This is a genomic window from Streptomyces sp. NPDC046915, assembly GCF_040644935.1.
Taxonomy (GTDB): domain Bacteria; phylum Actinomycetota; class Actinomycetes; order Streptomycetales; family Streptomycetaceae; genus Streptomyces.
In genome coordinates this window covers 58,391-78,860 of the sequence record NZ_JBEYXB010000006.1, presented here as the reverse complement: position 1 = coordinate 78,860, position 20,470 = coordinate 58,391, and the positions used below count along the sequence as shown (strand labels likewise).

Annotated in this window: 17 protein-coding genes and 1 pseudogene; 9 read left to right on the top strand and 9 right to left on the bottom strand. The window is 71.6% G+C overall.

Annotation, left to right across the window (positions count from 1 at the left end; genetic code table 11):
* The first annotated feature begins 72 nt into the window (after positions 1 to 72).
* The 3 genes from ABZ915_RS16915 to ABZ915_RS16905 are packed head-to-tail and all read left to right on the top strand — an operon-like array spanning position 73 to position 2,947.
* On the top strand, positions 73 to 405 hold the full coding sequence (locus ABZ915_RS16915) for a hypothetical protein (RefSeq protein WP_361802680.1): 333 nt from the start codon (positions 73 to 75) through the stop codon (positions 403 to 405).
* On the top strand, positions 402 to 1,721 hold the full coding sequence (locus tag ABZ915_RS16910; RefSeq protein WP_361802677.1) for a family 43 glycosylhydrolase: 1,320 nt from the start codon (positions 402 to 404) through the stop codon (positions 1,719 to 1,721). The genes ABZ915_RS16915 and ABZ915_RS16910 overlap by 4 nt, the downstream gene beginning before the upstream one ends.
* Positions 1,721 to 2,947, top strand: a complete 1,227-nt coding sequence (locus ABZ915_RS16905) for a hypothetical protein (RefSeq protein ID WP_361802674.1) — start codon at positions 1,721 to 1,723, stop codon at positions 2,945 to 2,947. Before ABZ915_RS16910 ends, ABZ915_RS16905 begins: the two co-directional genes overlap by 1 nt.
* Before the next feature lie 80 nt (positions 2,948 to 3,027).
* Here ABZ915_RS16905 and ABZ915_RS16900 read toward each other — a convergent pair whose 3' ends face one another.
* The 6 genes from ABZ915_RS16900 to ABZ915_RS16875 form a co-directional block, all read right to left on the bottom strand.
* Positions 3,028 to 3,675: a TetR/AcrR family transcriptional regulator gene (locus ABZ915_RS16900; protein WP_361802671.1), complete on the bottom strand. Its 648-nt coding sequence runs from the start codon at positions 3,673 to 3,675 to the stop codon at positions 3,028 to 3,030.
* Between the two features lie 97 nt (positions 3,676 to 3,772).
* The gene (locus tag ABZ915_RS16895; protein ID WP_361802668.1) at positions 3,773 to 5,275 is read right to left on the bottom strand and encodes a bifunctional 3-(3-hydroxy-phenyl)propionate/3-hydroxycinnamic acid hydroxylase; all 1,503 of its coding nucleotides are present in this window, start codon (positions 5,273 to 5,275) and stop codon (positions 3,773 to 3,775) included.
* Entirely contained in the window at positions 5,272 to 7,161 is a 1,890-nt protein-coding gene (locus ABZ915_RS16890) for an acyl-CoA synthetase (protein ID WP_361802665.1), read from the bottom strand. Before ABZ915_RS16890 ends, ABZ915_RS16895 begins: the two co-directional genes overlap by 4 nt.
* Positions 7,161 to 8,117, bottom strand: a complete 957-nt coding sequence (locus tag ABZ915_RS16885) for a fumarylacetoacetate hydrolase family protein (RefSeq protein ID WP_361802662.1) — start codon at positions 8,115 to 8,117, stop codon at positions 7,161 to 7,163. The genes ABZ915_RS16890 and ABZ915_RS16885 overlap by 1 nt, the downstream gene beginning before the upstream one ends.
* Before the next feature lie 2 nt (positions 8,118 to 8,119).
* Positions 8,120 to 9,274 carry a VOC family protein gene (locus ABZ915_RS16880; RefSeq protein WP_361802659.1) on the bottom strand — a complete coding sequence of 385 codons (1,155 nt, stop codon included), beginning with the start codon at positions 9,272 to 9,274 and terminating at the stop codon, positions 8,120 to 8,122.
* Positions 9,274 to 10,146, bottom strand: a complete 873-nt coding sequence (locus tag ABZ915_RS16875) for an MBL fold metallo-hydrolase (protein ID WP_361802656.1) — start codon at positions 10,144 to 10,146, stop codon at positions 9,274 to 9,276. The genes ABZ915_RS16880 and ABZ915_RS16875 overlap by 1 nt, the downstream gene beginning before the upstream one ends.
* Positions 10,147 to 10,260: 114 nt before the next feature.
* On the opposite strand from ABZ915_RS16875, the gene ABZ915_RS16870 reads away from it, so the two are divergent.
* The 6 genes from ABZ915_RS16870 (at position 10,261) to ABZ915_RS16845 (ending at position 17,502) form a co-directional block, all read left to right on the top strand.
* Positions 10,261 to 10,974: a DUF3159 domain-containing protein gene (locus tag ABZ915_RS16870; protein WP_361802653.1), complete on the top strand. Its 714-nt coding sequence runs from the start codon at positions 10,261 to 10,263 to the stop codon at positions 10,972 to 10,974.
* Entirely contained in the window at positions 10,971 to 12,284 is a 1,314-nt protein-coding gene (locus tag ABZ915_RS16865; protein ID WP_361802650.1) for an alkyl sulfatase dimerization domain-containing protein, read from the top strand. The genes ABZ915_RS16870 and ABZ915_RS16865 overlap by 4 nt, the downstream gene beginning before the upstream one ends.
* Before the next feature lie 133 nt (positions 12,285 to 12,417).
* Positions 12,418 to 14,661, top strand: coding sequence for an MMPL family transporter (locus ABZ915_RS16860; protein WP_361802647.1), 2,244 nt, complete (start codon positions 12,418 to 12,420; stop codon positions 14,659 to 14,661).
* 7 nt (positions 14,662 to 14,668) lie between these two features.
* On the top strand, positions 14,669 to 15,994 hold the full coding sequence (locus tag ABZ915_RS16855; protein ID WP_361802644.1) for a histidine kinase: 1,326 nt from the start codon (positions 14,669 to 14,671) through the stop codon (positions 15,992 to 15,994).
* A complete protein-coding gene (locus tag ABZ915_RS16850; protein ID WP_361802641.1) occupies positions 15,991 to 16,731 on the top strand; it encodes a response regulator transcription factor in 741 nt (246 codons plus the stop codon). Before ABZ915_RS16855 ends, ABZ915_RS16850 begins: the two co-directional genes overlap by 4 nt.
* A 303-nt stretch (positions 16,732 to 17,034) precedes the next feature.
* Entirely contained in the window at positions 17,035 to 17,502 is a 468-nt protein-coding gene (locus ABZ915_RS16845; protein WP_361802638.1) for a nuclear transport factor 2 family protein, read from the top strand.
* A 95-nt stretch (positions 17,503 to 17,597) separates the two neighbouring features.
* Here the strand turns inward: ABZ915_RS16845 and ABZ915_RS16840 are convergent.
* From ABZ915_RS16840 to ABZ915_RS16830, 3 genes and pseudogenes are all read right to left on the bottom strand, one after another.
* Positions 17,598 to 18,150 (bottom strand): annotated as a pseudogene (locus ABZ915_RS16840) (TetR/AcrR family transcriptional regulator); the annotation flags it as partial.
* 313 nt (positions 18,151 to 18,463) lie between these two features.
* Positions 18,464 to 18,973, bottom strand: a complete 510-nt coding sequence (locus ABZ915_RS16835) for an O-acetyl-ADP-ribose deacetylase (protein ID WP_361802635.1) — start codon at positions 18,971 to 18,973, stop codon at positions 18,464 to 18,466.
* Positions 18,970 to 20,379: an NAD(P)/FAD-dependent oxidoreductase gene (locus ABZ915_RS16830; RefSeq protein WP_361802632.1), complete on the bottom strand. Its 1,410-nt coding sequence runs from the start codon at positions 20,377 to 20,379 to the stop codon at positions 18,970 to 18,972. Before ABZ915_RS16830 ends, ABZ915_RS16835 begins: the two co-directional genes overlap by 4 nt.
* Positions 20,380 to 20,470 lie beyond the last annotated feature (91 nt).

Here is a 20,470-nt window from a genome sequence, read left to right as displayed (position 1 = left end):
GTGACTCATGTCATCCGGATTATTTATCCGACCTGTTGACGAAAATCGACGGACGTTCCCATGCTGTGCCGCATGCCTGAAAGTGATGGCACCCCGATACGAACCGGCCGACGGCACGAGGCCGTCGTGCTGGAACTGCTGCACCGGCACGGCCCGCTCAGCAGAGGTGGACTACAGGACCTCAGCGGCCTGTCCAGAACGACCGTGTACGACGCGGTCGCCAGGCTCGTGACCGACGGCGCCGTGGTGATCGGCGGCGCTCCGCTCGCGTGGCGCAGGCGCGGCCGCCCCGTGGAGCTGCTGACCGTCAGCACCCGGACGGTGGCGAGGGTGCGCCGCGAAGCGGTCCCCGGGTCCGGCGGAGCCGACAGTACGGATGACGACAAGGGAGATCGCACACGATGACTTCACATTCCCTGCCCCGAAGGTCGCTGCTGGCCGGAGCGGCCGGGCTCACGGCCGCCGCCGCCCTGCCGCTGACCGCCGGCCCGGCCCGCGCCGCCGCGCCGCGGCACCACCCGGCGAACTGGCCGGCCCCGGAGCCCTACGGCCTCGCCGACAACCGCGTGGACCTCTGGCCGCGCGAGGACAACTCCTTCGTGCTGCCACTGGAGTTGCGTCCGCGCGACCGGGAGCGCGGGTCGGTGTGGATGCGTGACACCTATGTCAACTGTTTCGTGGTCGACGGCCGCCCCCTCTATGTCGCCACGGGCACGACCCGTGTACCCGGGCTCGAGGCGGCCGGCCCCTGGAACGACGGCATCTTCGTATGGCTGGCCCCTTCCCTCGCCGGGCCCTGGCGGCTTGCCGACACGAGCCGTATCCGCCCGGACGCGGAGAAGGGCAAGGTCTGGTCGCCGGAGTTCGTCACGGAGAACCGGCCGGGACGCACCGTGGTCGCGCCCTGGCAGGAGTACTGGTACGACGACCGCTTCGGCAAGCGCGGCCAGGTGTGGGCCCCCGAACTGCACTACTTCCACGGCAGTTGGTATCTCGTGGCATGCATGGGCGACCACTCCCGCAAGGTCGGCTCGTTCCTGCTCAAGAGCGAGGGCGGGGTCGCGGGCCCGTACCGGCTGATCGAAGGCAATCTGGACAAGCCCTTCGGAGACCCCGTCGCCGGCGGCCCGGCATTCATCGAGCCCGGCGCCTATCACCACATCGACGGCGGCCTGTACACGGGGGACGGCAAGGTCCGGCTCGTCCTGCACAACAATCTGTACGCGGACTTCCGGGACGACATGGAGGACATCGTCCCGTCCACCGGGCTGCCCCTGTTCCAGCAGGCCCCCTACACGCCGGAGCCCTATCTGGAGGGTGCTCACGTCTTCAAGCACGAGGGCAAGTACTACCTCGTGCACGCCGCCTGGGACCGTACGTCCGCACAGGCGGACGGCAGCACGCGGCATGCGTACGATCCGCCGGGACCGGGGCGCGTGCAGTACCAGTACAACGCCATCGCGGCGGTGGCCGACCGCTTCGAGGGACCGTACTCGCAGCGCTGGACCGCAGGGGTCGGCGCGGGCCACAACAACTTCTTCACCGACCACCGGGGCCGCCTGTGGGCCACGTTCTTCCGCAACCCCAACTTCGGCTACTGGGCGGATCCTTCCCGTATCGCCCAGTCCGCGGTCCCGGGTGTGGTCCGGCTGGAGTGGACCGGCCCGACGGGCAGCAGGCTCTACGTCGCGCGCCGCCGCAACGCCTCCGGGAGGCCGTGATGCACCGCCGCCCGTCCCGCCGCCTGTTGCTCACCGCGTCCGGCTCGGCGATGCTCGCCGCGCTCGGCGGTCGCGCGCTGGCGAGCGGGGTGACCCAGCAGCAGGAGTCCGGACCTGACGCACAAGAGCGTGGCGCGGGCCCCGAGTCCGCCGCCGCGCCGTCGGGAGCCCTCGGGGTCAACTTCAATGAGGATCCCTCCGACCTGGGCTTCTCCGAGCTGAAGGCACTCTCGGCAAGCTGGCTGCGCGGATTCCTCCCGATACGCGAGAGCGATCAGGGCGACCCGGCACGGCAGCCGGCCGTCGCCACCCTGCTCGAAGCGGCGCAGCGCGGCTACAGAACGGTCCTGTCGCTGAAGTTCCCGTACACCGGCAAGCCGCTCCCCCAGGCCGGGAGCACCGCCATGGCCGCGCTCCTCGCCCGCGTGGACGCGGTGCTCGGCGCCGTGATGGGCAAGGCGGACATTCTCACCATCGGCAACGAACCGTTCCTCGAGACGATGCCGGCGGAGCGCGACAGCACACTCAACGCCTTCTACGAGCGGCTCGCGGCGCACGTCATCGCGTACCGCTCGGCGCACTGCGGCGGCTCGGCGTGCCGGACCCGCCTGTACATGGGCGCTCTGAACCGTCTCGACGACCCGGCGCAGCAGACCCCGGCGACCGAGCGCTGGATGACGTACGTCCGCACCACTCGGGCCATCGACGGTGTCGACATCCATCCGCATGTCAGCCGCATAGAGGCGGCCGGCGAGTATCTCGACTACGTCCTGCCCCGGCTGCGTACCGGCCAGAAGTTCCTGGCCACGGAGTTCTCCCTGGTGCACTACTGGGATCAGCACATGGAGGACGTGGTGCCGGCGCAGTTCGCCGGCCGGTACGGCGTCGCCCCGGACACCCAGGTGTGGCAGGTCGTCGCCGATGCGATCCGCAGCCCGTTCCCGCAGCAGAAGTGGGACGACTTCCTGGCCCTCAGCCCGTGGTTCGAGACCCGGAAGACCTATCTGACCAACCAGATGCGGATGTTCCGGGAGACGGGAAGGCTGGCGGTGGCCACCTACGCCGGTGTGCAGATCCAGTCCATGGCACAGGACTTCGGCCCGGACAAGATGCCGTGGATCCTCAACCCCGCCTACGCGAACCGAACCGTCCGTCCGGACTCGGACGGCACACCCGGGCGGAACTACGCCTGGTTCGAGGCCTTCCGGGCACTTCAGCAAGCCTGAGACCCGGGAGCGTCATGCGGACGAGGATGGCGTCCGCAGCAGGGAGCGGGCCGGGCCGCAGGAGAGCGTGATCGCCGATGTCAGAGCGACGGATCCTGCGGCTCGGCGGCGGGGAGCGGCAGCGACACGATCTGGGTCACATCGGCGTCGTTCATACCGAACATCCGCAGCACGTTCCGTACGGCCTGGTCGGCGATGGAGTCGACCGTGTCCGGCGGGGCGCCGGTGCACAGGTGCATGGTGGCGATCAGGCACCCGGCCGTGCAGGCGAGGGCGACATCCACGTCCTCGATCACGAACCGCCCGGCGGCCATCGCCGCCTCGATGTCGCGCCGGGCGTGCACCGCGTGGCCGAACGGCGCGTCGAGCAGCGCGCCCCTGCTGTTCATCATCACCTTCGCCAGCCGGGGGCGGGTGCGAACCAGCCGCCCGGTCAGCCGCATGGACGTCGCGAAGACCACGGCCGGGTCGTCGACGTCGGCGAGCAGGTCCTCCAGCCAGGCGGCGTGCGCCTCGAGAGCCTGACCGATGGCCGTGTCGAGCAGTTCGGCCTTGGAGGAGAAGTGGTTGTAGAACGTCCCGAAGCCGACGTCGGCGGCCTCGGTGATCTGCTGGATGCTGACGTCGAAGTCCCCGCGCCGGGCGTAGATCTCCTGCGCGGCCTCGATCAGCGCTGTGCGGGTGCGCAGCTTGCGCCTCTCCACACGTGTGGGCAGCCGTTCTGACATGGTCAGAATCGTATCGGGGCCGTCCCCCATCCCGCTCATCCGGCTTCCGCAGCCGCCACGCCCGTGCGTGGCTCCAAGGTGCGGGCCAGGCCGTCGCTCACCGCGGCAGCCTCGTCCGCCCGGCGGCCCTGACCACGCGGTCGGGGTCGACGCTGACCCATCCGACGCCGGCGTCCCGCAGCCAGCGGGCGAGAAGGCGCTCGCCCTCGCTGCCCTCCGGGTCGACGGTCAGCCAGGCCGACGGCAGGGCGCCGGGGACGGCCGCGAGATCGGTGCCGGGCAGTGCGACGACGGCGGTGCGGTCACCGAGCACGCGGTCGACCAGTACGGGTGCGCCGTCCGGTCCGGGCAGGCGGACGAGCGGGAGGAGCGCACCGCGTACGGTGCGCGGGGTGGAGCGCTGTACGCGGTGTCCGGGCGTGAGTGCCGGAGTGCGGCTGTCCAGCAGTTTCCGCCTGATCGTCCGGGAGCGTGCGAGGGCAGGGACGAGGCGGCGGCGGACGAGGGACGCGGCCCGGCCGCCGCCGGTCATCAACCGGCCCATGCCCTTCGCCCGCCTGATCATCGTGGTCGCGTGCGGGCGGCGCTCGGCCTCGTAGGAGTCCAGGAGTTCCGGCGCGGCGCGGCTGCCCAGCACCGCGGCCAGCTTCCACGCGAGGTTGTGCGCGTCGCGCAGGCCGGCGCACAGGCCCTGGCCGATGAACGGCGGAGTGACGTGGGCGGCGTCGCCGGCGAGGAAGACCCGGCCGGCGCGCCAGCGCCGTGCGACTCGGGCACGGAAGGTGTACTCCGTGGACCGCACCAGCTCCAGCCGGTCGTCCGGGATGCCGCGGACCCAGGGTTCGATGAGCGGGCGCAGCGCCGGGAGGCTCGCGAAGCCGTCGGCGGTCTCGCCGTCGAGCAGCTGGAACTCCCAGCGGTAGCGGTCCTCTCCGACCCGCATGTACGTGCCGGCCCGGCGGGTGTCGCACACCTGGTGCACTCCGTCCCAGGCGTCGAGGTCGAGCGTGCAGCGGACGTCGACGACCAGCCAGCGCTGGTCGAAGCCGAGGTCGTCGCTGTCGATCCCCAACTGGGCGCGGACCGTGCTGTTGGCGCCGTCGCAGGCGATCACGTAGGGCGCGCTCAGGTCGACCGTCGTACCGTCCGGGCCGCATACGTGCGCGGTCACCGATCCGGCTTCCGCGGTATCGAGACGCCACAGCTCATGGCCGCCGAGCACGGACACCTCGGGGAGGCTCTCGAGATGGTCGCGCAGCAGGCGTTCGAGGTCGGGCTGGTCGAACATGTTGGCGGGCGGAAGGCCCGCTGCCGTCACGCCATGGCGGGTGAAGGTGGCCAGCACGCGGTGACGTTCGTCGACCAGCCGCAGGCCCGCCGCGGGGCGGGTGTGGGAGGCGAACTCCTCGCCGACGCCCATCTGGTGGAGGATCCGGTAGACCTCGTCGTCGAGATGGACACCCCGCGGCAGCGGGTACACCTCGCGGTGGCGTTCGACGACGGCGACGCGCAGGCCGCACTGCCCCAGCAGGGTCGCCGCCGTCAGACCGGTCGGTCCGGCACCGATCACGATCACGTCCCAGGGTCCGGTCGACGTCACTGGTGCGCCTCCTCGGCATCGGTACGGATCACCACGTCGTAGCCCTTGAGCGCGGCGGCGGCCCGGACGGCCGCGTCGCCGGACAGGAACACGACCAGCCGGCCGGCTTCATGGCCGGTGCGCACCTCGACGTCGTCGATGCCGTGCTCGGCGAGCTCGTGGCGGAAGTGCTGGGCCGCCGCCGCCTCGCGCAGCGCGGGCTTGAACGGCTTCCCGATCTCGGTGAGCGGGATCGCGTCGAGCACCGTGATCGATTTCGGCCGGGCGGCCGGTTCGCTGATGTGCCGTGCCGCCCAGTCCGACAGCTCCTCCACGGTGACCTCCGACGTGGTGAGCGTGACGAAGGCGACCGGGATCTCGCCCGAGGTGCGGTCGGGTCGGCCGACGGCTCCGGCCGCGGTCACGGCGGGGTGGTCGAGCAGGACGTCCTCGATGACGGCGGGGTCGATGTTGTGCCCGCCACGGATGATCAGGTCCTTCTGCCGGCCACGCAGATGGACCCGCTCGTCGCGTACGAAGCCCAGATCACCCGTGCGCAACCAGCCGTCGACGACGACGCCGCTGTCGTCCACCGATCTGCGGTCGCCGTCGCGCCGAAGATAGCCCGCGAACACGGTCGGGCCGCTGATCAGCAGCTCGCCGACCTCACCCGCCGACAGCGTCCGTATCCGGCCGCTGGTCGGGTCGACGTCCGCCGCCACCACCTCCTGGTAGGGCAGTCGCTGCCCGACCGACCCCGGGCGGACGTCTCCGGGCAGGGTCGCCGATGTCGCGCAGGTGCCCTCGGTGAGGCCGTAACCCTCGTGCAGCTCAAGGCCCGTGGCCTCGGCGAAGGCGCGTCGCACGCTGTCGGGCAGCGGCGCGGCGCCGACGACCGGCAGCTCCAGCGCGCTGATGTCGGCGTCGACCGGCATGGCCGACAGATAGGCGTAGACGGTCGGCACCGCGGACATCGCGCGGGGCCGGTAGTGCTCGACGAGCCGCCAGAACGCGGCGTAGAGCTTCGGGTCGCGGTAGCCGAGCGGGCTCGGCCAGATCGACCGGGCGCCGGTCACCATGGGCGCCAGGGCGGTCACCAGAAGGGCGTTGACGTGGAAGAGCGGCAGGCCGGCGACGATGCTCTGGCCGGTGCCCGCACCGCCGGCGAGCGCGAGGCTCCATGCCATCACCGCCTGATTGCGGTGGGTGTGGGCGGCCACCTTGGGCGTGCCGGTGGTGCCGCCGGTGTGGAAGAAGGCGGCCAGGTCGTCGGGCGCCGGCGGTACGTCCGGGAGTCCGGCGGGAGCGGGCGGTGCGCCCTCCACCAGGTCGTCGAGCCGTACGGTGCGAAGCCCCGGGCGCGCCTCCAGCGCGGCCGCCGTGCCCTTCTCGCCGCCGTCGGGCGAGAGCGCGACGAGGACCTCGATCCCGAGGTCGCCGGCGGAGTCCAGGAGCCGTTTCCACAACGCCTCGTCGAGCTCGGGACCGGCGGTGACCAGCACGCGGGAGCCGGTCAGGCGCACGAGGTGCCTGAGATGACGCACGTCGAGGGCGGCGTTGACGGGCGCCGCGATCCCGACGGCCTGCGCCGCCAGGGTCGCGGCGAGGAGGTCACTGCAGTTGGGCGCCATCAGCGTGACGGCGTCCTCGCGGCCGACACCCAGCCGATGCAGTCCGTGCGCGATCCGGCGCACGGACTCGTGCAACTCCCCGTACGTCACTGCCACGTTGTCCTCGACCGCGGCCGCGTCCGGGATCCACAGCGAGCACGGTTCGTCGTGCCATCGCCGCGCGGCACGGCTGAGCAGCTCGTACGTGGTGAGCGCGAGGTCGCGCCGGGCCAGCGGGACCTGCTCGATGTCGCGGAGGTCGTCCGCCGATGACAGCGGGGGCAGTTCGGCCGGCATCACAGCGCGGCCCGCACGGGCTTGCGCACGATGTTGGTCTGCTGTCCGAGGTCGATGCCGCGTACGGGGTCGGTGATGGTGGCGGCGACGACGTCGCCGTCCTTGAGGTAGTACGGGTTGTCGGCCTGCCGCTTGAAGAACGCCCGCCACTTCACCGCCGGCGGCAGCAGGGCGCCGATCTTCTCGACCAGCGGGCGCGGTGCCTTGAGGGCGGTGCCGCCGGGTGTGCCGGTGAGCAGCAGATCGCCGGGGTCGAGTGCCTGGAAGCGGGCGAGCAGGGTGAGTGCGCGGGCGGGCTTGACGATCATGTCGGCGACGGTGCTGTTCTGGCGCACCTCGCCGTTGACGCTCAGGGTGAGCCGGAGCCGTTCGAGGGCGCTGAGCTCGGCGCCGTCGAGCAGGGTGAGGAACGGGCCGACCGGGGTGAAGGTCGGGTAGGACTTGGACTCGTAGAACTGGGTGCGGGTCAGTTGGATGTCGCGAGCGCTGACGTCGTTGGTGATGACGACGCCCGCGACCACCTCGGCGAGGTCGTCCTCGGCCACCGCCGAACCGACCTCGATCCGGCGGCCGATCACGAGGCCCAACTCCACTTCGTGGTCGAGGAATCCGACGTGGTCGGGGCAGCGGATGTCGTCGGTGGGCCCGCAGACCGAGCCCGACGCCTTGCGGAAGAACGCCGGTGGCACCGTGTCCGGGTCGAAACCGGAGTCGTGCGCGTGGCTGCGGTAGTTGACCATCTGGGCGACCACCCGGGCGGGGGTGGTGACCGGGGAGAGCAAGCCGGTGCTTTCGAGCAGCGGACCCTCGGGGTCGGGTGCGCCGGCGGCCTTGTCGATCGCGGGCCGGTCGGCGAGGAGTTCGCGGGTGGTGGTTGCCGCGGTCCGGATCCGGGTCAGCCGGCCGTCGTTCTCGACCCACCAGCCGTCTTGCGTGCGTGCCACGTTCGTACTCATGCTTATGCCGCCATCGCTTTCGCCAGTGCCTTCAGGACGTCTTTGTCGATGTCGTTGGTCTTGTCGCCCAGCGCCCTGAGCAGGGCGGTGACCATGCCGGGGGTGGGTTTGCTCCCCAGGAAGTCGCGGGACACGGGCGGGCCCCACTGGGAGAGGCCGCTCGCGCTCATCGGCGCCCAGCCGGGTTCGAGGGTGCTGTCGAAGAGATCGCCGTCGGCGTAGTGCTCGAGCATCATCCGGTCCGGGTCACGCCAGTAGTCGAAGATCTGGCTGCCCTGGATGTGCCGGCCGATGCCCCACACGCGGTGGTAGCCCTGGTCGGCGAGGTGGGCGCCGCCCGCCGCCACCGCGTCGAGGTCGGTGACCTGGTAGGCCGAGTGCACATAGCCCGCGCGCGGCCCGAGGTGCATCGCGAGGGTGTGGTGGTCGGCCGGCACCGGGCCGAGGTCGCAGCGCAGAAAGGCCATCGTGGGCCCGCGGTCGCGGAGTTCGTCCAGGTACAGGAAGTCGCTGACGATCAGGCCGAGGGCTTCGAGGTACCACTCCAGCGCGTTCCTGAACCGCGGTGTCTCCAGTACGACATGCCCGAGCCGCTGCACCTCCGCCGCGGCTCGCGGGGGTCGCTGGGTGGTGCGCAGCCGGATCGGCTTCGTACCGAAGTTGAAGTCGAGCGGGTCACGCTCGGGCAGGGCCGGCAGGCGGTCCAGGCCGGCTGCGACCCGCACCGGGAAGCCGCTCGGATCGGTGAGCTGGACGGCTTGGCCGCTGCCGAGCGGGAGCGCGTTGGCGCCGGCCCAGCGGGCCAGTCGCCGCACGTCGGCGACCGACTCGGCGACGAACGTGGGCCCGGCGAAGCGGGCGTGCCGGCCGCGGCGGATCACCAGGCACGGCAGCGCCGACCAGGTGCCGCGCAGGCTGAGCCGGTCCGGGGTGCGGTCGTGGACGACGAAGCCGAAGTCGCGGGCGAAGTGCTCGGCGCGGTCGAGGTCGGGCTTGACGAACTCCAGCCAGCCGAGCTCCACCACCTTGATCACCGGGTTCCGGGCGCGGCCCGGGTGCTCGCCGCGCAGGGCGCCGAGCTCGCTGTGCAGGCCGTGGTGGACGTCGGCGTCGGCCGGGCCGGGGGCGGTTCCGGCCGGTATTTCGATCTCCCTCATCAGTGGACTCCCTTCTCGAGCGTGACCGACAGCAGGTCGTGGCCGACCGACACCTGTCCCTCGTAACCGCCTTGGCGCACCTCGTCCTCGAACTCGGCCACCTGCTCGGGCGAGGCCGGTTCGGGGATCAGGTGGGTCAGCACCAGGTGCGGCACGCCGAGGCTCTTGGCCATGGCGCCCAGCGCGACGGTGTCGGCGTGGTAGCTGAAGATCGTCTCGAAGGGTGTGCCCCGGACGAACTCGGCCAGCGCCGTGCTCCGGCACGCCTCGTGGACCAGGACGTCGGCGCCGGCGGACAGCTCCGCGACCTCTTCGCAGACCCGCGTGTCGCCGGATACGACGACCACCCCGTCCGGAGTGGTGATCCGGTAGCCGACGGCCTGCTCGACCGGCTCGTGCCGCACCCGGACGGCCTCGACGCACACCCGGCCGCAGGGGCTGCGCCACACCTCGGCCGGGGTGTCCGGGAGCGCGAACCAGTGGCCGGTCACCTCGGGCGGGCCGTCCTGCACGTGCTGCACCCGTACGTCCACGTCGTAGGCGTTCGCCGCCAGCACCCGGCGTACGAACCCGGGGGCGTGCCCGTCGACCGCCACCACCGGGAGCGGTCCGGTGCCGTGCATGTGGTCCTGCACCCACCGGGTGTGCGCCAGGTCCGCGACATCGCTGACGTGGTCGCTGTGCAGGTGCGTGAGCAGCAGGGCGGACAGCTGGTGCGGGCTGATCCCGGCCTGGGTCAGCCGCATCAGCGTCGAGCGGCCGGCATCGATCTGGAGGTGGACGTCGTCGTGGCTCACCAGCACTCCGGGACCGGCCCGCTCCGCGCTGGGGAAGGGGACGCCGGTACCGGTCAGCGTCACGGTGGTGGTCATGTGCGGCTCCGTCCGTCGGACCTGATCTCGATTAGATGATTGATTTATCAGTTGTGATGTGTCAACCATTACTGAGCCATGGATCAATCATCGTCGACACGAGAACGGCTCCCGATGACCGGTCACGACGCAGGCAGCACACGACATCCACCGACTCCCGCCCCGCCGCGCCGCGCGGCCGACATCGCGCGGCACGTCATCGACGGAATCTCCGCACCCGCGGCCTTCCTGATCGTCGAGTCCCGCCACGGCCCGGAGTGGGGAGCGCTCGTCGCGCTTCTGGTCGCGCTGGTGATCGCGGCCGTCCGCCGCCGGCGCGGCGACTCCCTGCTGGTCGTCACGGTGGCCACGGCGATCGTGGCCTTCCACGGCGTGAGCGCCATCGGCTTCGGTGAGGGACGCGCCTTCTACTTCCCCGAACTCATCGTCAACGGCGTCGGCCTGCTGGTGTGCGCCGGCTCGATACTGCTGGGGCGCCCGATCACCGAGCCGGTGTGCCGCAGGGCCGGGGTCGAGCCGACGCGCACGGCCGGCGACCCGGCGGCCCGCAGCCGTCATCGCCGTCTGACCGCGGGCTGGGCCCTGCTGTGGATCAGCCATCTCGTACCGCTCGGCTACTTGTACGCGGTCGACTCACTCATCGGGCTCACCCTGCTCAGCGCTCTGTTCGCCAAGCCGACGATCCTGGCGATGGCCGTCTTCACCGTCGTGGCCGTCCGCCGCGCGGTACGGCCCCACCCCGCGCCCGCCGGCACTCCGCTGAACCAGGACGCGACCACCGCCGCGCTTCTCGACCTTCCCGCACCGCACCGAAAGGACGTGTCGTGACCACTTCGATCCTCCAGCTGACAGCCGAGATGTGGACCGGCAGGCGCGAGCCGGCCTCCCTCCTCGAACCCACCATGACCAAAGCCGAGGAGATCGCCGACGGGGTGCTGATGGTGCCCGGCTTCGGGCACGCCTTCGCCCTGCGGCACGCTCACGGCCTCGTGCTCTTCGACACCGGTGTCAAGCTGCTCGCCGAGGGGCTGCACCAGCAGGTCACGGCCTGGGACTCCGGCCCGCTCACGCACGCGGTCTACTCCCACGGCCACGTCGACCACGTCGGGGGCCTGGAGCACTTCGACTCGGACGCGGAGGCCCGCGGACTGCCGCGTCCGGAGGTGGTCGCGCACGAGAACGTTCTCGCGCGTTTCGGGCGCTACGCCGATACGCAGGGCTACAACACGGTCATCAACCGCCGCCAGTTCCGTCGCCCCGACCTCGTCTGGCCGGCCGAGTTCAGGCAGCCGGACGTCACCTTCGCCGACACCCACGTCATCGAGACGGGCGGTCTGCGGCTCGAACTCACCCACCACCGCGGCGAGACCGACGACCACGTGGTCGGCTGGCTCCCCGACCGGAAGATCCTCCTCCCCGGAGACCTGTTCCTCGGCGTCGCCCCGAACGCCGGCAATCCGCAGAAGGTGCAGCGCTACCCGGTCGACTGGGCCGCCGCCCTGCGCTGGATGGCCTCCCTCGGCGCCGAGTTGATGCTCGGCAGCCACGGCGTCCCGGTCGTCGGCGCCGACCACGTACGCGAAGCCCTCCAGAACACCGCGCGCTACCTGGAGACCCTCGTCGATCAGACGCTCGCCTGCCTCAACGACGGCGCGACGCTGACCGAGACCCTGCACCGGGTGCGGGTGCCGGACGACCTTGCCGCCCTGCACTACCTGCAACCGCTCTACGACGAGCCGGAGTTCATCGTCCGCAACGTCTGGCGCCAGTTCGGCGGCTGGTACGACGGCAACCCCGCCCACCTCAAGCCGGCCACGGACGAGGCGCTGGCGACCGAACTCGCGGCCCTGAGCGGCGGCGCCCAGATCCTGGCCGACCGGGCGCTCGAACTGGCCCGGGCGGGATCCCACCGCCTGGCGTGCCACCTCGCCCAGTTCGCCGGCGACGCGGCACCCGATGACCGCGCCGTGCACACCGCCCGCGCCGAGGTCTACGCCCTGCGCGCCGCCCAGGAACGCGGCACCATGTCGGACGGCATCTTCACGTGGGCAGAAGCCGAATCCCGCGGCGTACTCGCCGGCACCGACGCCATGACCGAACTGACTCGGTCTGTAGTGCGCGGGCACCAGGACACGTGAGTGGCTGGTCCGGTCGCACCAGGGGAAGACGGCGGCTGGGGACGATGCCCGGCGGGGCGCCGGAGGGAAGTGTGGGAGCCGCGTGAATCTCACGCGTTCCCCTTTGCCTAGCGGTGTCTGGAGTGATCAACAGGTGGCGACATTTCTTTACCGGATCGGACGGTGGGCCTTCCGGCGGCGCCGGCTCGTGGGTGGTCTGTGGCTGGGTGTCCTGGTGCTGGCCGTCGCCGCCGCCGTCCTGGCGCCGGCCGGAGAGGAAGAGGACCTCTCCATGCCCGGCACGGAGTCGCAGAAGGCGTTCGACCTGCTGGACGAGCGCTTCCCCCGGAGCAACTCCCAGGGCGCCGAGGCCCGCTTGGTGTTCCGGGCCCCGGACGGGCAGTGGGTGACGGCCGGGGAGAACAAGGCGGCCGTCGAGGACACGCTCGGCTCGCTGCACGGGGGCGATCAGGTCGCGTCGACCACCGACCCCTACGAGACCGGCGCTGTCAGCGAGGACCGCACCATCGCCTACTCCACGATCACCTACACCGCGGACGCCGTCGACCTGACCGGGCCGACGAAGAGCGCCCTCGAGGACGCCGCGAGCCGGGCCCGGGACGCGGGACTGACCGTGGAGATCGGTGGCTCGGCCCTGGACTCGGAGGAGGAACCGGGCGGTACGACGGAGATCATCGGCGTGGCGGTGGCGGCGGTGGTGCTGGTCCTCGCCCTCGGCTCGCTGGTCGCGGCCGGATTGTCGCTGCTGACCGCGCTCGTGGGCGTGGCCACCGCCTTCGGCCTGGTCTCCGCGCTGGCCGTTCCGCTGGGCCTGACGTCCACCGTCGCCATCCTGGCGCTGATGCTGGGGCTCGCGGTCGGCATCGACTACGCGCTCTTCATCACCTCCCGCTTCCGCGACGAGCGCGCCCAGGGCAGTGAGCCGGAGGAGGCCGCCGGCCGGGCGGTGGGCACGGCCGGATCCGCCGTCGTCTTCGCCGGCGCGACCGTCTTCATCGCCCTGGTCGGGCTGGGGGTCGTCGGAATCCCCGAACTCACCAAGATGGGCGTGGGCGGCGCGGGCGCCGTGGCCCTTGCCGTACTCGTCGCACTGACCCTGGTCCCCGCGCTGTTCGGCTTCTTCGGCCGACGGATGTCGTCCCGCGCCGTCCGCAGGGCCACCCGGCCAGGAAGCGAGCGCCCTCAACCGGTGCCCACCGCGGCCGGCCGGACCGGGCTCGGCACCCGCTGGGCGCGGTTCGTGCTGCGCCGGCCGATGGTGGTGCTGTTGATCGCCGGACTCGGTCTCGGGGCCGTCGCCCTACCGGCGCTGAGCCTCGAACTCGGGCTGCCCGGAGACGAGTCCAAGTCGGTGGAGACCACCCAGCGCCGTGCCTACGACCTGCTGTCGGAAGGCTTCGGCCCCGGCTTCAACGGCCCGTTGACCGTGGTCGTGGACACGTCGGAGTCCGGAGACATCCGAGCCACCACGGACCTGGTCGTCAAGACCGTACGGGGAGTGGAGGGGGTCGCGTCGGTCGGTGATCCGGTTCTCAGCCGGGCCAAGGACACTGCCGTCCTCACCGCCGTCCCCCGGTCCGCGCCGAACAGCGGCGAGACCAAGGACCTGGTGCACGCGATCCGGCACGCGGTCTTGGGTGTCGAGGCCGACACGGGCGCCGCCGTCCTGGTGACCGGCACCACCGCGATGAACATCGACATCTCCGAAGCCATGTCCGACGCCCTCATCCCCTATCTGACGGTGGTCATCGGCCTGGCGGTGCTCCTGCTGACGGTGGTCTTCCGCTCGGTCCTGGTCCCGGTCAAGGCCGCGCTCGGCTTCCTGCTGTCGGTCGGTTCCGCCTTCGGCGTTCTCGTCGCCGTCTTCCAGTGGGGCTGGGCGGCAGACCTGCTCGGCATCGAGCAGACCGGACCGGTCATGTCGCTGATGCCGATTCTCATCATCGGCATGGTCTTCGGCCTCGCCATGGACTACGAGGTCTTCCTCCTCACCCGGATGCGAGAGGCCTACGTCCATGGCGCGTCCCCCGGCGAGGCGATCGTCAGCGGTTTCCGGCACAGCGGACGTGTGGTGGCCGCGGCGGCGATCATCATGATCAGTGTGTTCGCCGGATTCGTCGGGATGAGCAGCCCGACCATCCAGACGATGGGCGTCGGGCTCGCCGCCGCCGTCGCCTTCGACGCCTTCGTGGTCCGGATGGCGATCGCCCCCGCGGTCCTGGCACTGCTCGGCCACCGGGCCTGGTGGCTGCCCCGTATCCTGAACCGCGTGCTGCCGAATGTCGATATCGAGGGTGAGGCACTGAGCAGGCATGTCCCGTCCTCCGCCGTCGAGTTGGACGCAAGGGTGCGGCGGCTCCCCGTCGGCCGGGACTGAGCCGGCCATGACGAACACGGGGGGCGGTGGCCCGCGGCCACGCGGCACGTGGTGGCGGGAAGCAGCGATCACGGCGACGGCGTTCGCCCTCTGTCTGCTCGGCGGCGTGGTGCGGGTCGACGACACGTTGTCACCGCCGCCTGCCGCCGCCTACTTCATCGCCGTGGTGTCCTGTGCCCTGCTGCCGGTGCGGCACCGGGCACCCCTCGCCGCCCTGGCGGCCACCACCGCGGTCGGCGTGCTGGCACCGCCCCTGGGCCTCCTGCTCACCCCGCTCATCGTGGCCCCCGCCGTGATCACCGCCTACTTCTACTCGCTCGCCGCGCGCACCGAACGGCGGGCGGCGGGCGCGGTGTTGCTCACTTCCGCGGCGCTGGTCGCCTGCATCCCTCTGTTCGGAGACGTCTCGTGGAAGGACGCGAGCAGAATGGGGGTGGTGGCGGTGGTCCCGCTGGTGGCCGGCGTACTCGGTCACTCGGTGCGGAACCGGCGGGCCTACCTGGCGGCCGTGGAGGAGCGGGCCCGGCGGGCCGAGCAGAGCCGGGACAGCGAGGCGCGCCGGAGAGTGGCCGAGGAACGGGTGCGCATCGCCCGTGAACTGCACGACCTCGTGGCCCATCAGATCACCCTGGCCAACGCGCAGGCCACGGTCGCCGCCCACCTCTTCGACGCCCGCCCGGAGCAGACCCGCAAGAGCCTGACGGAGCTCGTCGAGACCACCGGCCACGCTCTCGACGAACTGCGGGCCACAGTAGGCCTGTTGCGTCAGTCCGGGGACGCGGCCACGCCCCCGGAACCGGCCCCCGGGCTGTCCCGGCTTCCCACGCTCCTCGAGTCCTTCCACCGCGCGGGTCTGGAAGTGTCGGTGCACCAGGAGGGCACGGCGAGGGCGCTGCCGCCGGGAGTGGACCTCACCGCCTACCGCATCGTCCAGGAGGCCCTGACCAACGTGACCAAGCACGCCGGTACCGGTAGCGCCCATGTGAGACTCGTCTGGAACCGCGAGCGCGTGACCATCACCGTCGCCGACGACGGAGGGGGCGCCCGTACGGCGCCGACCGCGTCCACGGGACCGAGTGTGTCCACGGTGCCGGACCGTCCGCCCGGTTACGGTCTGATCGGGATGCGGGAACGTGCCACCGCGGTCGGGGGCCATCTCTCCGCGGGCAGGCGCCCGGAGGGCGGCTTCCTGGTCTCCACCCAACTGCCCCTCCCGCCCGCCAAGGACACGGCGCGCAGGACTGACGGAGCAACAACCGTCGAGGCACGGATGACCGACGCAACGACAGGCGACGGACGGACGGGCGACGGAGAGGCCGGGGATGCGCCGTGACGCTCCGGGTGCTGCTCGCGGACGATCAGGCCCTGCTGCGGGGTGCCTTCCGGATGCTTCTCGACAGCGCCGACGACATCACCGTGGTCGGCGAGGCCGGCGACGGCAGGGAGGCGGTGAGACTCACCCGGGAGCTGCGCCCCGACGTGGTCATCATGGACATCCGTATGCCCGAGGTGGACGGTCTCGCCGCCACGTCGGAGATCTGCGCGGACCCGGAACTGCGTGCCAGCCGCATCCTGATCCTCACCACGTACGAGACCGACGAGTACGTCGCTCAGGCACTGCGTGCGGGGGCCGGCGGCTTCATCGGCAAGGGTATCGGGGCCGAGGACCTGCTGGACGCCGTGCGTACGATCGCCGACGGCGACACTCTTCTGTCCCCCGCCGCGACCCGCTCCTTGGTCGCCCGTTTCCTGGCCACACCGGACAACGCCTCGCCGCACCACGCCGAACGGCTCGCCGTGCTCACCCCGCGCGAACGCGAGATGGTGGCTCTGGTCGCGACCGGCCTGTCCAACCAGGAGATCGCCGAGCGGATGTTCCTCAGCCCCTTCACCGTCCGCGCCCACGTGCAGCGCGCCATGACGAAGCTGGAGGCCCGCGACCGGGCGCAACTCGTCGTCATCGCCTACCGGACGGGCCTGGCCCACGCCGCCCCCGACGGCGGCACCTCGGCCTTCCGGCAGCCCCCCGACCAGCCCGGCGACCGCGACCCGAGACCTGAAAGGAGCTGAAACCCTCACCGAACACGTCCGCCTGAAAGAGCAGCACGGCGTTGCGTTGCTCCAGGGCCCGCACCGTGGTCCCGCAGTACTGCGGGGCGCCATCTCGCCGCTGTCGTGCTGGGGACGACCGAGGCGCCGACCGGACTCTGGGATGCCGCCGAACGGTGCACGACGGCCTTCGTCGGCTGAGCGCTGAGCCACGCTCCGCTGTGGCGTACGGCGTCGAAGACGGCCGTGGGCGGTGTTCACCACTGCCGTGGGTGGGTGTGGCACACCCTTCCTGTGCCTCTTCCGTGAACCTAGCGTCGAATCATGGACGATGAGCGATTGATCGCGGATCTGCACGGCAGATGGGTGCTCGGCTGGGAGCGCGACGAGGGAGACCCGCCGTTCGACTTCCGGCGCGCCTTCGGTGAGTTCTACGACTTCGGTTCTCCGGACCTCCGCCTTTATGACGATTTCGACCCCGGGCAGCGTGTCGCGACGACAGCCGCCGGCTACGGCTCGATCTGGGAGCCCCACTTCGATCGGATGGTTTCCGCTCACCATGCCGTGGACGACGGCCCGCATGTCATCGCGTGCCCCGATCTGGCCGCGTCGATGTTGGTGTTCGTCGCGCGGATCACCACGCCTGACGGTGCCACGGACATCCGTACCACCACCTCGCTGGTCTGGCGTCGAGGGCCGGACGGTTGGCGGATCGTCCGCGAACACAACTCGACCCGGGTGCTGCCCGCCGGGGACCTGGACGGAAGGCTGCCGGTGTACGAGGCCGACTGACCGTCCGCCAGATGCGCGCTGCGCGGGCCATCCACTTCGCACCTCGCCGGTGGCGGCTGACCTGCCCACCTTGCCCACCACGCCGACCGGTGGCCGTCTGCCTGGTGTTCGCCGATGAAGGAGGTGTGCCCGAACACTTCCAGGACGACCATGCCGTGCATATGGCCCCATGCGCCGAGGAGGAGCGCGCTCGCAGGAGGCGGCAGGGTTTCCAGGCCGTGCGGGAAAAGGGGTTCCAGGTGTGCCTGGAGAGCCGGCGAGAGCCCCCGGGTGTCGGCCGCGGCCATCTGTGCCGTGGTGAACCCGTCGAACATCTCGCGCTGGAATATCTCGCACATCCGGCGCATCGCCTGAGTGGTCGGACCCTCGTGGGATGCCGCGTAATGACGCAGCGGCCCTCCACACAGCATCGGCCAGGTCCCGGTACGCCTTGGTGACGAGAACGGTGACGAGGGCGTCCCGGTTCGGAAAGTAGTGGTAGAGCCCCTGGACCGTCATGTCGAGGTTGCGGGCGACCCCTTTCAGGGAAAGAGCGTGCGGTCCGTGCTCGGCGATGTAACTCTCGGCGGCCTCCACGATCTCCCGGGTGGCGACGGCCCGGCGTCGCTGGCGCTGGTACGCGCCCGGCTTCCTGCGCAGACTCCACATGCGGTACGGCCTCGGCGAAGCCGGCCCCGAGCCGGCCTCCGCATCCGAGGTTCGGCGGGCCGCCACCGGCTCATTGCCGCCGACGAACGCGGGATCGCCGGGATGACGCCCCTGCCGCAGACAGTTCGGCCGGCCTCGGTGACATATGTTCAACTCGGTTACCGCCACGCGGGGCGCCGTAGGTGCCCGATCGCCACGCACTCCACATGCGAGGTCATCGGAAGCACATCGACGAAGCCGGAGCTTCACGGACCGCACCGGCGACCCGCACGGTGACCTGCGGTCGCTTGAAGCCCGGCGCCCGAACCGTGCGTCAGCGAAGCCGGGCGGCGAACGCCTCGTACGCCCGCTCGTCGAAGAGCACGAACCGGACCTCCTCGACGGTCGTGTCCGTGGTGCGGACCGTCTCGACCGCGATCCGGGCGCCGTCGTCCATCGGCCAGCCGTAGACGCCGGTGGAGACGGCCGGGAAGGCGACCGTGCGGGCGCCGAGTCCGCCGGCCACCCTGAGCGATTCGCGGTAGCAGGAGGCGAGCAGCGCGGAGCGGTCCTCGGTGGACGACCAGACCGGGCCCACGGTGTGGATCACCCAGCGGGCGTCCAGGTCACCGGCCGTGGTGGCGACCGCCTGGCCGGTGGGCAGGCCCTTGCCGTAGTGGGAGGCGCGGAGTCTGCGGCAGTCCTCGAGGATCGCGGGGCCGCCGCGGCGGTGGATCGCGCCGTCGACACCTCCGCCGCCCAGGAGGGAGGAGTTGGCCGCGTTGACGATCGCGTCGGCGCTCTGCCGGGTGATGTCGCCGCGCACGAGGGTGATGGTCGTCATGACTGCCGCAGCCTCCTCCACACGGCCTTGGCCGCGTTGTGCCCCGACATGCCGTGCACGCCGGGCCCCGGCGGGGTGGCCGACGAGCAGATGAAGACGGCCGGGTGCGGGGTGTGGTAGGGGAACAGGGACAGTTTGGGGCGCAGCAGGAGCTGGAGCCCGGAGACCGCGCCGGAGGCGATGTCGCCGCCGACGTAGTTGGCGTTGCGGGCGGCCAGTTCGGGCGGGCCGGCGGTGGCGCGGGCCAGGACGCGGTCGCGGAAACCGGGAGCGAAGCGCTCCAGCTGGCGTTCTATGGCGTCCGTGAGGTCTCCGGTCCAGCCGTGCGGCACATGGCCGTACGCCCAGAAGACCTGTTTGCCGTCGGGGGCCCGGCTGGGGTCGGCGACGCCGGGCTGCACGGTGATGAGGAACGGCGGGTCGGGCGCGCGGCCCTCCCGGAACACCGCGCGCAGGGCGGTGCCGATCTCCGCGCTGTTCGCGCCGATCTGCACGGTGCCGGCCCGGCGCGCCTCGGGCGCGGTCCACGGCACCGGGCCGTCCAGCGCGTAGTCGATCTTGAAGACGCCGGGGCCGTAGCGGTAGCCGTCGTAGTAGCGGCCGAAGCCGGCGATGCGGGCCAGTGCGGTGGGCGAGGTGTCGAAGACGTACGCGCGGGCGGGCGGCAGGTCGTCCAGGCGTTTGACCTCGTAGTCGGTGTGCACGGTGCCGCCGAGGTCCTCGAGGTAGGCGGCGAGGGCGTCGGAGACGGACTGGGAGCCGCCGCGGGCCACGGGCCAGCCGCGGGCGTGCGCGGCCAGCGCGAAGACCAGCCCGATGGCGCCGGTGGCGAAGCCGTCGAGGGGGGCCATGACGTGGGCGACGAGACCGGCGAAGAGGGTCTTGGCGCGCTCGTCCCGGAAGCGGCGCATCAGCCAGGTGGAGGGCGGCAGCCCGGCCAGGCCGAACCGGGCGAGGGTGACGGGGTCCCGGGGCAGCGCGGTGAGCGGCAGGGACATGAAGTCGCGGGCCAGGGTGTCCCACCGGCCGAGGAACGGCTCGACCAGCCTGCGGTACGCGCCCGCGTCCCGCGCCCCGAAGGAGGCGGCCGTCTCGGCGACGGACCGGGCCAGCACGGCGGCCGTGCCGTCCGGGAAGGGGTGCGCCATGGGCAGGTCGGGCTGGAGCCACTGAAGCCCGTACCGCTCCAGGGGCATCGCACGGAAGGCGGGCGAGTTGATGCCGAGGGGGTGGGCCGCGGAGCAGGGGTCGTGGCGGAAGCCGGGCAGGGTGAGCTCCTCGGTGCGGGCTCCCCCGCCCACGGTGTCGCGGGCCTCGAAGAGGGCGACGGAGAAGCCGCGCCGGGCCAGTTCCACGGCGGCCGTCAGGCCGTTCGGTCCCGCACCCACCACGACCGCATCGAGCATCGACGGCACCTTCGGACCCCTTCGTCAGCCGATGGCCACTCGGCCTCAGCATATGCCGGGCCACCGACAGTCCCCGGCGTGGGTGGGTTCG

Coding starts and splice junctions, on each gene's coding strand:
- ABZ915_RS16905 (WP_361802674.1), top strand. CDS start 1,721: ATGCACCGCCGCCCGTCCCGCCGCCTGTTGCTCACCGCGTCCGGCTCG.
- ABZ915_RS16870 (WP_361802653.1), top strand. CDS start 10,261: ATGACCGGTCACGACGCAGGCAGCACACGACATCCACCGACTCCCGCC.
- ABZ915_RS16910 (WP_361802677.1), top strand. CDS start 402: ATGACTTCACATTCCCTGCCCCGAAGGTCGCTGCTGGCCGGAGCGGCC.
- ABZ915_RS16875 (WP_361802656.1), bottom strand. CDS start 10,146: ATGACCACCACCGTGACGCTGACCGGTACCGGCGTCCCCTTCCCCAGC.
- ABZ915_RS16845 (WP_361802638.1), top strand. CDS start 17,035: ATGGACGATGAGCGATTGATCGCGGATCTGCACGGCAGATGGGTGCTC.
- ABZ915_RS16890 (WP_361802665.1), bottom strand. CDS start 7,161: ATGCCGGCCGAACTGCCCCCGCTGTCATCGGCGGACGACCTCCGCGAC.
- ABZ915_RS16885 (WP_361802662.1), bottom strand. CDS start 8,117: ATGAGTACGAACGTGGCACGCACGCAAGACGGCTGGTGGGTCGAGAAC.
- ABZ915_RS16900 (WP_361802671.1), bottom strand. CDS start 3,675: ATGTCAGAACGGCTGCCCACACGTGTGGAGAGGCGCAAGCTGCGCACC.
- ABZ915_RS16835 (WP_361802635.1), bottom strand. CDS start 18,973: ATGACGACCATCACCCTCGTGCGCGGCGACATCACCCGGCAGAGCGCC.
- ABZ915_RS16915 (WP_361802680.1), top strand. CDS start 73: ATGCCTGAAAGTGATGGCACCCCGATACGAACCGGCCGACGGCACGAG.
- ABZ915_RS16880 (WP_361802659.1), bottom strand. CDS start 9,274: ATGAGGGAGATCGAAATACCGGCCGGAACCGCCCCCGGCCCGGCCGAC.
- ABZ915_RS16830 (WP_361802632.1), bottom strand. CDS start 20,379: ATGCTCGATGCGGTCGTGGTGGGTGCGGGACCGAACGGCCTGACGGCC.
- ABZ915_RS16855 (WP_361802644.1), top strand. CDS start 14,669: ATGACGAACACGGGGGGCGGTGGCCCGCGGCCACGCGGCACGTGGTGG.